The sequence below is a fragment of the Bradyrhizobium sp. SZCCHNR1043 genome (assembly GCF_032489675.1).
In the GTDB taxonomy this organism is placed as follows: Bacteria; Pseudomonadota; Alphaproteobacteria; order Rhizobiales; family Xanthobacteraceae; genus Bradyrhizobium.
Map to the genome: position 1 here is coordinate 252,000 of NZ_JAUEYN010000006.1, position 10,144 is coordinate 262,143.

Consider the following 10,144-nt stretch of genomic DNA (forward strand, 5'->3'; position numbering starts at 1 on the left):
CACGATGTTTCGGTCCCAGCGGACGCCCTTGATCAAGACCATCATCATATCTCTTGTCATGCTGCTCGGCAGCTTGGCGGGCGCCCCGGCCGCCGAGCTCGAGGACGCGGTCGCGGCGGCAGGCAACGGGCAGCATGCGGCGGCGATGCGACGGCTGCTGCCGCTGGCCGCCAAGGGCGATGCGCGGGCGCAGTTCGACGTCGGCTTCATGCAGGCGTTCGGCTGGGGCGTGCCGCGTAATCCGAGCGAGGCGCTGGCCTGGTACCGCAAGGCCGCCGATCAGGGGCTCGCCGTCGCGCAACATTATCTCGGCATCGCCTACGTCAATGGCGAGGGTGTTGCCTCCAACTACGGCGAAGCCAGTCGCTGGTTCAGCCGCGCCGCGGCGCAGGGCTTCGCCCAGTCGCAATACATGCTCGGCCTGATGCTGCTCGACGGCCGCGGTGTGAAACAGGACGTCGTGCAGGGCTATGCCTGGCTGGTGATGGCGGGCCGTAGTGGCGTGCGATCGGCCGGCCGCGACGTGCAGCGGGTCAGGTTGACCGAGCCGCAGCGCGTCCAGGCCCAGAGCGCCATTGCGTCCTGGCAGCCGAAACCGGAATCGGCGGATGCGGGCATTGCCACTCCGCGTCCGGAGCAATTGCTCGGGCTCGATCGCCACATCGGCGAGGTCGTCGATCCCACCTCCTGGCCGGCGTCGTCGATCGGCGTCGTCACCGTCGCGCAATACTCGAGCGGCGGCTGGTGCACCGGCACCCTGGTGGCGCCGCGCGTCGTGCTCACCGCCGCGCATTGCGTCTTCAACGGCGTGGCGCAGGTCAGCCCCGGCAATGTCCGCTTCCTGGCCGGCATGAACCGTGGCACGCCGGCGGCATCGTCGGTCGCCGACAAGCTGATCGTGGCGCCCGATTTCGTCCCGACCCGGCACGACAGATGGTCGCTCGACCGCTCGCCCGCCGATTGGGCGCTGATCGTGCTGAAGGATGCGCTGCCGTCGAAGCCGGTGGCGGTCAAGGCGCTGACCCGCGAGGAGCTCGCGGCTGCGACCACGGCCGGAACCATCTCCGAGATCGGCTATGGCCAGGAGCGGCGCTATTCGCCGACCGGCCAGCGCAATTGCAGCGCCGGCATGACCGGGGATGCCCGGCTGTTGACAGTGCATTGCCTGGCCAATTTCGGCTATTCGGGCTCGCCGATCCTGGCCGAGGTCGGCGGGGAGCCGGCCGTGGTCGGCATCTTCTCGGCGTTCCACGAGGAGACCCGGCTGATGTTCGCCGCCCCCGCGAGCCAGTTCGAGGCGGTCGTGCGCCGCGAGATCGCGGCGCAGAGTGCCTCGGCGCGGTGAGGGAAGGAGCGAGAGAGACGAGGTCCCGCCGCTGGTCATGATCTGTGCGTGACTGGATAGCGGGTTGCCAAGCGAGAGGGCGGTCCGGGAAGCGCCACCCAGGTTTTCCTGCAGCTTTCGCCTGCAGCGGGGCCTTTACCGAACTGGCCTAGCTCTTGCTATAGTCCGAGTATGACGATTGTTCCAATTGATCATCCTCGGGCCGCGCGGCTGCTGTGGTGGCGGTCGCAGCCCGGCCGCAACGTTGCGCTCGTCGGCGGGCTGGTCGCGGCCAACGCGCTCGCCTGGGCCTGGGCATTCGCGCTCTACGCCGACCGGCCCGCCATCGTCGGCACCGCGATGCTGGCCTGGCTGCTCGGGCTGCGCCATGCGGTCGATGCGGATCACATCGCGGCCATCGACAACGTCGTGCGGAAGCTGGTGCAGGACGGTAACCCTCCGCGCGCCGCCGGCCTCTATTTTGCGCTCGGCCATTCCAGCGTCGTCGTCATCGCCACCATCGTCGTGAGCCTCATCGCCGGCGCCGACCTCCTGGATGAAGAGAGTGCGATCAGGGCGATCGGCGGCGTCATCGGCACGTCGGTATCGGCCGGCTTCCTGCTGCTTATCGCGTTGGCGAACCTCATTCTGTTCGTGAACCTCTGGCGCCGCGCCGCACAGCCGCAGTCCGAGATGGAAACAGCCGGAAACAGCGGACGGGGCATCCTCATCCGCCTGCTGCGCCCCGTGCTCCGCCTGGTGGGACGCGCCTGGCACATGTATCCGCTCGGCTTCCTGTTCGGTCTCGGCTTCGACACCGCGAGCGAGATCGGGCTTCTCAGCCTGTCGGCGACCGAGGCTGCGCGCGGCGCGAGCCTCGCCCATGTGCTGGTATTCCCGGCGCTGTTCGCGGCTGCGATGGCCACCGTCGACACCGCCGACAGCATGCTGATGGTCGGCGCCTATCGCTGGGCGCTGACCGATCCCGCACGCAAGCTGCGCTATAACCTCGTGATCACCGGCGCATCCGTTGCCATCGCGCTGGTGATCGGCAGCTTCGAGGCGTTCACGCTGTTGGCGCCGCGGCTTGGCCTGACGGGGGGATGGGCTGACGTCGCCACCGCGCTGGGCGGCGACGTCGCCAATCTCGGGCTCGTCGCGATCGGCGTGTTCGGACTGATCTGGGCGGTCGCCATGCTGCTCGGTCGCAGTCAGCGCGGTTCCGAGGCGACGCCCGGCGAAGCGCTTGCCAGCGTTCGTGCGGGGGCGCTAAACCCGCCGGCGATACGAAGCGGAACGCATAAGACGGGCTAGGAGCGGGGCCTCATGATGGTCGGCTCGGAGGGAACGATCAGGATGCTGTGGCTGCAGGGCGCGAGCTGCGGCGGCTGCACGATGTCGATCCTGGAAAGCGGCGCGTCCGGCTGGTTCGACGAATTGCGCCAATCCGGCATCGATCTGGTATGGCATCCCTCCGTCAGCGAGCAGACCGGGGACGAGGTGGTGGAGCTGTTGGAGGCGATCCGCGACGGTCGCGAGCGGCTCGATCTGCTGGTGCTCGAAGGCTCGGTGGCGCGCGGACCTGGTCTGACCGGCCGCTTCAACATGCTCGCCGGCACCAACCGCTCGATCTATCACTGGCTGCTCGATCTGGCGCCGCTGGCCGACTACGTCGTTGCCGTCGGCAGCTGCGCCGCCTATGGCGGCATTCCCGCGGCTGGCATCAATCCGACCGATGCGGTCGGACTGCAGTTCGAGGGCAGCGATATCGGCGGCGCGCTTGGCGCGGCCTTCCGCTCGAAACGCGGGCTGCCGGTGATCAACGTCGCAGGCTGTGCGCCGCATCCGGGCTGGATGATGGAGAGCCTGCTGGCGCTTACCTCGGGCGATCTGACGGCAGACGGCCTCGACACAGTCGGCCGTCCGACCTTCATCGCCAACCACCTCGCTCATCACGGCTGCTCACGCAACGAGTTCTACGAGTTCAAGGCGAGTGCGGAAGCGATGTCAGAGCGCGGTTGCCTGATGGAGCATCTCGGCTGCCGCGCAACGCAGGCGGTCGGCGACTGCAATCAGCGCTCGTGGAACGGCGGCGGCTCCTGCACCAAGGGCGGTTATGCCTGCATCGCCTGCACCTCGCCGGGCTTCGAGAGCGCGCAGAACTATCTGGAGACGGCGAAGCTCGCCGGCATCCCCGTCGGCCTTCCCACCGACATGCCGAAAGCCTGGTTCGTCGCGCTCGCAGCGCTGTCGAAATCGGCCACGCCGCGCCGCGTCCGACTCAATGCGACGGCCGATCATGTCGTGGTGCCGCCGGGCCGTTCCGGCGACAAGCGCCGTCCATGACGCGGATCACGGTCGGACCGTTCAATCGTGTCGAAGGCGATCTCGAGGTCAGGCTCGATATCGAGAGCGGCCGCGTCGCGCGGGCGGAGGTGACGGCGCCGCTCTATCGGGGTTTCGAGCAGATCCTTGAGGGCCGGCCGCCGCTCGACGCCCTGGTGATCGCGCCGCGCATCTGCGGCATCTGCTCCGTGTCGCAATCGATCGCGGCCGCCGCGGCGTTGCGCCAGGCCATGGGCATTGCGGCAGCACCAAACGGCATCCTCGCGAGCAACATCGCGCACGCGGCCGAGAACGCGGCGGATCATCTGACGCATTTCTACATCTTCTTCATGCCGGACTTCGCCCGCGATGCTTATGCCTCGCACGCTTGGCATTCGGCCGCGGCCGAACGTTTCGCGGCGACGAAGGGCAGCGCTGCCCGCGATGCGCTGCCGGCGCGCGCGCGACTGCTGGAGATCATGGGCCTGATCGCCGGCAAATGGCCGCACAGTCTCGCCTTCCAGCCAGGCGGGACGACCCGCGCGATCGAGCTCGGCGAGCGCGTGCGGCTCAGCGCGATCGCGGCGTCGTTTCGCGGTTTCCTTGAGCGCGTCCTGTTCGCCGACAAGTTGGAGAACGTGCTCGCCTTGTCGACGCCGGACGAACTCGACCGTTGGCGCGAGGGCCGAGCCGGCGACTTCGCGCATTTCCTTCGGCTGGCCGATGCGCTCGCGCTGGCCGACCTCGGCAGCGGACCAGGTCTCTTGATGAGCTTCGGCGCGTATCACGACTTCAATGGAGCTCGTTTTCGCGCTGGCGTCCGCACGAGCAGTGGCGAGGTCCAGGCTTTGCCGTCGGACGGCATCACCGAGGACGTCTCGCACGCCTGGATGCACGATACGTCGCTCGATCCGTCCGAGAGCCGCACCGTGCCCGATGCCGACAAAGCCGACGCCTATAGCTGGTGCAAGGCGCCGCGTCTCGCGGGAGAACCGGTCGAGGTCGGCGCTCTCGCAAGGCAGGCCATCGACGGTCAGCCGTTGGTCACCGCGCTGCTCGCGAGCGGTCGCAGCAATGTCCGCAATCGTGTCATCGCCCGGCTGATCGAAACCGCGCAGCTCGCGCTGTCGATCGAGCACTGGATCAAGGCATTGCGTCTCAACGAGCCGTTTTGCGAAAACAGCGCCAGCGCGGTCGACGGCAATTTCGTCGGGCTCGTGGAAGCTGCGCGCGGCAGCCTCGGCCACTGGCTCGCAGTGCGCTCCGGCCGGATCGAGCGTTATCAGATCATCGCGCCGACGAGCTGGAATTTTTCGCCGCGCGACGCCAACGGCGTTGCGGGCCCGCTCGAGCAGGCGCTCGTCGGCACCGAGGTCGGCGATGCCGGCGCGCGTGCGGTCGGCATCCAGCACGTGGTGCGGTCGTTCGATCCCTGCATGGTCTGCACGGCGCATTGAGCGCGCTGCACACAGGCAGGCGGCAAGCGGAAACAAGATTGTCGGTGCAAAGCGCGTGATTTCCGATTGTCGCGCGCGATCCACCACCGAAGGCTCCGTCGCTGCGATCGCACCGCCTCAAGCATCTGAAATCATTATGATTCAAATCCAGCAATGATGCTGGCCCGCATCTTGCTGTCCTTCTCGCCAGAACGCGATCAGATGATCGCCAACGCGATGTCAGGGGAGGACTCATGGGCGCGGCAACGGAAACCTTTTACAGCGTCATCAGGCGTCAGGGCATCACGCGGCGCAGCTTTCACAAATTCTGCAGCCTGACCGCGACGAGCCTCGGCCTCGGCCCGGTCGCGGCGAGCCGCATCGCCAATGCGCTCGAAACCAAGCCGCGCACGCCGGTCATCTGGATGCACGGGCTGGAGTGCACGTGCTGCTCGGAGAGCTTCATCCGCTCGGCGCATCCGCTGGTGAAGGATGCCGTGCTGTCGATGATCTCGCTCGACTATGACGACACCATCATGGCGGCGGCCGGCCACCAGGCGGAGGCCATCCTCGACGAGACGCGTGCGAAGTACAAGGGACAGTACATTCTTGCGGTCGAAGGCAATCCGCCGCTGAACGAAGGTGGCATGTTCTGCATCGACGGCGGCAAGCCGTTCGTCGAGAAGCTGAAGATGATGGCCGAGGACGCCATGGCGATCATCGCCTGGGGCGCCTGTGCCTCCTGGGGCTGTGTGCAGGCGGCAAAGCCCAATCCGACGCAGGCGACCCCGATCGACAAGGTCATCACCAACAAGCCGATCATCAAGGTGCCGGGCTGCCCGCCGATCGCGGAAGTCATGACCGGCGTCGTCACCTTCATCACCACCTTCGGCAAGCTGCCGGAGCTCGACCGCCAGGGCCGGCCGAAGATGTTCTACTCACAGCGTATCCACGACAAGTGCTATCGCCGACCGCATTTCGACGCTGGCCAGTTCGTCGAGGAGTGGGACGACGAGGCCGCGCGCAAGGGCTACTGCCTCTACAAGATGGGCTGCAAGGGCCCGACCACCTACAATGCCTGCTCGACGGTGCGCTGGAACGGCGGCGTGTCGTTCCCGATCCAGTCCGGTCACGGCTGCATCGGCTGCTCCGAGGACGGCTTCTGGGACAAGGGCTCGTTCTACGACCGCCTCACCAACATCAAGCAGTTCGGCATCGAGCACAACGCCGACCAGGTCGGCATGGTGGCCGCGGGCACGGTGGGCGCAGCGGTCGCGGCGCATGCGGCGGTGACGGCCGTGAAACGGCTCGCCACCAAGCGCGACGACGCCAAACAAGATCATTGATCGCATTCAGGGCAGGCAACGATGGGCATCCAGACTCCCAACGGCTTCAATCTCGACAATTCCGGCAAGCGCATTGTCGTCGATCCGGTCACTCGCATCGAGGGACACATGCGGGTCGAGGTCAACGTCGACTCCGACAATGTCATCCGCAATGCGGTTTCCACCGGCACGATGTGGCGCGGCATCGAGGTGATCCTCAGGAATCGCGACCCGCGCGACGCCTGGGCCTTCACCGAGCGGATCTGCGGCGTCTGCACCGGAACGCATGCGCTCACATCGGTGCGCGCGGTCGAGAACGCGCTCGGCATCACCATTCCGGAGAATGCCAACTCCATCCGCAACCTCATGCAGCTTGCGCTGCAAGTGCACGACCACGTCGTGCACTTCTATCATCTGCACGCGCTGGACTGGGTCGACGTGGTCTCGGCGCTCTCGGCCGATCCGAAGGCGACGTCGACACTGGCGCAGTCGATCTCGAGCTGGCCGCTGTCGTCGCCCGGCTATTTCAGGGACCTCCAGACCCGCCTCAAGAAGTTCGTCGAGTCGGGGCAGCTCGGCCCGTTCAAGAATGGATATTGGGGCAGCAAGGCCTACAAGCTGCCGCCCGAAGCCAACCTGATGGCGGTGGCGCACTATCTGGAGGCGCTCGATTTCCAGAAGGAGATCGTCAAGATCCACACCATCTTCGGCGGCAAGAACCCGCATCCGAACTGGCTCGTGGGTGGCGTGCCGTGTCCGATCAACATCGACGGCACCGGTGCGGTCGGCGCCATCAATATCGAGCGGCTGAATCTCGTCTCCTCGATCATCGATCGCCTGATCGAGTTCAATGAGATGGTCTATCTGCCCGACGTCGCCGCGATCGGCTCCTTCTACAAGGACTGGCTCTATGGCGGCGGCCTGTCCGGCAAGAGCGTGCTCGCCTATGGCGACGTGCCCGAGCATGCCAATGACTACTCCGCCAAGAGCCTGAAGCTGCCGCGTGGCGCGATCATCAACGGCAACCTGTCCGAGGTGTTTCCGGTCGATCACGCCAATCCGGACGAGATCCAGGAGTTCGTGGTTCACTCCTGGTACAAATACCCCGACGAGACCAAGGGACTGCATCCCTGGGATGGCATCACCGAGCCGAACTACGTGCTCGGCCCCAACGCGAAGGGGACCAAGACGGACATCAAGGAGCTCGACGAGGGCGGCAAATATTCCTGGATCAAGGCGCCGCGCTGGCGCGGACACGCGATGGAGGTCGGACCGCTCGCGCGCTGGGTGGTCGGCTATGCGCAGAACAAGGCGGAGTTCAAGGACCCCGTCGACAAGTTTCTCAAGGATCTCGACCTGCCTCTGACGGCGCTGTTCTCCACGCTCGGCCGCACCGCGGCGCGTGCGCTGGAATCGGTGTGGGCCGGACGGCAGATGCGCTACTTCCAGGACAAGCTGATCGCCAACATCAAGGCGGGCGACAGCTCGACGGCGAATGTCGACAAATGGAAGCCCGAGAGCTGGCCGAAAGAGGCCAAGGGCGTCGGCTTCACCGAGGCGCCGCGCGGCGCGCTCGCGCATTGGATCAAGATCAAGGACACCAAGATCGACAACTATCAGTGCGTCGTGCCGACGACCTGGAATGGCTCGCCCCGCGATCCCAAGGGCAACATCGGCGCATTCGAGGCGTCGCTGATGAACACCCCGATGGCCAATCCCGAGCAGCCGCTGGAGATCCTGCGCACGATCCATTCGTTCGATCCGTGCCTGGCCTGCTCGACGCACGTCATGAGTCCGGATGGCCAGGAGCTGGCCAAGGTCAAGGTCAGGTAGCACGGGAGCAGGGTCATGATGGATGCAGTTGCACGCCCGCCCGAGTCGGGGACGGACATCGCCGCGATCGCAGCCGACGCCGCCGGCGAGCATGCGGTTGGCCGGCCCACGGTCTATGTCTACGAAGCGCCGGTGCGCATCTGCCACTGGGTCAACGCGTTCGCGATCATCGTTCTGATGATCACCGGTTATCTGATCGGATCACCTCTCCCGACGGTGTCGGGAGAGGCGTCGGCAAACTTCGTGATGGGCTATATCCGCTTTGCCCATTTCGCTGCCGGACAGGTGCTGGCGGTGTTCTTCCTCGCCCGCATCTTCTGGGCCTTCGTCGGCAACCACCATTCCCGGCAGATCTTCTACATTCCGGTGCATCGCAAGCAGTTCTGGAAAGAGGTGCTGCACGAGATCCGCTGGTACGCCTTCCTGGAACGTGAGCCGAAGATGTATGTCGGCCATAATCCCCTGGCGCAGACGGCGATGTTCATCGGCTTCACGCTGTTCGTGACCTTCATGATCGTCACCGGCTTTGCGCTCTATTCGGAAGGCACCGGGATCGACAGCTGGCAGCACAAATTGTTTGGCTGGGTGTTTGCGATCTGGCCGAACAGCCAGGATGTGCATACCTGGCATCACCTCGGGATGTGGGCGCTGGTCACGTTTGTGATGGTGCATGTCTATGCCGCCATTCGCGAAGACATCATGTCACGCCAGAGCATCATCTCCTCGATGATCTCAGGCGAACGGCAGTTCCGCGACTAGCAGGGGGCCGGCATGGTCGATGAGCGCGGGCGCGATCGCATTTTGGTGCTCGGGATCGGCAACATTCTCTGGGCTGACGAAGGCTTCGGCGTGCGGGTGGTGGAGGAATTCCACCGCCGCTTCACCGTGCCCGACAACGTCACGATCCTGGATGGCGGCACGCAGGGACTTTACCTCGTCAACTATGTCGAGGAAGCCGACGGCCTGATCGTGTTCGACGCCATCGACTATGGCCTTGTGCCGGGCGAGATCAAGCTCGTCCGCGATGACGAGGTGCCGCGCTTCACCGGCGCCAAGAAGATGAGCCTGCACCAGACGGGCTTCCAGGAAGTACTGAGCGCGGCCGACCTGCTCGGCCGCTATCCGCAGCGGCTTGCGCTGATCGGCTGCCAGCCGCTCGACCTCGAGGATTGGGGCGGTCCGCTGACTGCGCCGGTTCGTGCGCAGATCGCGCCGGCGATCGAGCTGGCCTGCGCCCTGCTGGCGGAATGGGGCGCGCCCGCCGTGTCGCGGCGTGAACCGCTCGCCGGCGACGAACGCCTGCTCGCGAACGACATCGACCATCACAGCTACGAGCTGCGGGCGCGCACGGCCGAGTAACCGCGCCGCGAGGGAATCCGACATGTGTCTTGGCCTGCCGATGACAATCCTCGAGACCGATGGCGTCTCGGCGCTGTGCAGCTTCGACGGCGAGGAGCGCCGCGTCTCGGTGCTGTTGCTGTCGAACCCGCCGGTCGGAGCCAAGGTGCTCGTCTATATCGACAACGCCGTTCGCCTGCTCGATGACGAAGAAGCGCGGCTGATCGGCGAGGCGCTGCGCGGCCTGCAGGCGGCCGTGAACGGCGAGAATTGCGACGACTTCTTCGCCGATCTGATCGGGCGCGAGCCGGAGCTTCCGGAGCATCTGCGGTAGCGGTGTGATGCCCTTGGGCGGGCGTCAGATTCCTGGCAACAAGATATCCATAAGTAAAGTAAGTTGCCGGACATTGTCTGGAAAGCGGCTTTCCGATTGATTGCGGAGCTCTTAATTTCAATAAAAATATGAGATATTTCAACGTATTGAGCGTTCCGCTGTCGCGCGGGCGTCTGGCACGTTGATTGCTAACATGGAGAGCACGGCAACGATAACTGGTCAGGGAGAA

The 10,144-nt window shown here is 65.5% G+C and carries 9 protein-coding genes; all 9 read left to right on the top strand.

Annotated elements, in window-relative coordinates; genetic code table 11:
• Positions 1–28: 28 nt before the first annotated feature.
• The 9 genes from QX039_RS12810 (at position 29) to QX039_RS12850 (ending at position 9,915) form a co-directional block, all read left to right on the top strand.
• Positions 29–1,345, top strand: a complete 1,317-nt coding sequence (locus QX039_RS12810; protein WP_315736704.1) for a trypsin-like serine protease — start codon at positions 29–31, stop codon at positions 1,343–1,345.
• A 171-nt stretch (positions 1,346–1,516) separates the two neighbouring features.
• Positions 1,517–2,638 carry a HoxN/HupN/NixA family nickel/cobalt transporter gene (locus tag QX039_RS12815; RefSeq protein ID WP_315736705.1) on the top strand — a complete coding sequence of 374 codons (1,122 nt, stop codon included), beginning with the start codon at positions 1,517–1,519 and terminating at the stop codon, positions 2,636–2,638.
• Between the two features lie 15 nt (positions 2,639–2,653).
• Positions 2,654–3,670, top strand: a complete 1,017-nt coding sequence (locus tag QX039_RS12820; protein ID WP_315737070.1) for a HupU protein — start codon at positions 2,654–2,656, stop codon at positions 3,668–3,670.
• Entirely contained in the window at positions 3,667–5,106 is a 1,440-nt protein-coding gene (locus QX039_RS12825; RefSeq protein WP_315736706.1) for a nickel-dependent hydrogenase large subunit, read from the top strand. The genes QX039_RS12820 and QX039_RS12825 overlap by 4 nt, the downstream gene beginning before the upstream one ends.
• A 233-nt stretch (positions 5,107–5,339) precedes the next feature.
• Entirely contained in the window at positions 5,340–6,431 is a 1,092-nt protein-coding gene (locus QX039_RS12830) for a hydrogenase small subunit (protein ID WP_315736707.1), read from the top strand.
• A gap of 21 nt (positions 6,432–6,452) precedes the next feature.
• Positions 6,453–8,243 (top strand): nickel-dependent hydrogenase large subunit, encoded by a 1,791-nt coding sequence (locus QX039_RS12835; RefSeq protein ID WP_315736708.1) that lies wholly within the window; start codon positions 6,453–6,455, stop codon positions 8,241–8,243.
• Positions 8,244–8,258: 15 nt separating this feature from the next.
• The gene (cybH, locus tag QX039_RS12840) at positions 8,259–9,002 is read left to right on the top strand and encodes a Ni/Fe-hydrogenase, b-type cytochrome subunit (protein WP_315736709.1); all 744 of its coding nucleotides are present in this window, start codon (positions 8,259–8,261) and stop codon (positions 9,000–9,002) included.
• A gap of 12 nt (positions 9,003–9,014) precedes the next feature.
• Entirely contained in the window at positions 9,015–9,602 is a 588-nt protein-coding gene (locus tag QX039_RS12845; RefSeq protein ID WP_315736710.1) for a HyaD/HybD family hydrogenase maturation endopeptidase, read from the top strand.
• 22 nt (positions 9,603–9,624) lie between these two features.
• Positions 9,625–9,915, top strand: a complete 291-nt coding sequence (locus QX039_RS12850) for a HypC/HybG/HupF family hydrogenase formation chaperone (RefSeq protein ID WP_315736711.1) — start codon at positions 9,625–9,627, stop codon at positions 9,913–9,915.
• Positions 9,916–10,144: the final 229 nt, after the last annotated feature.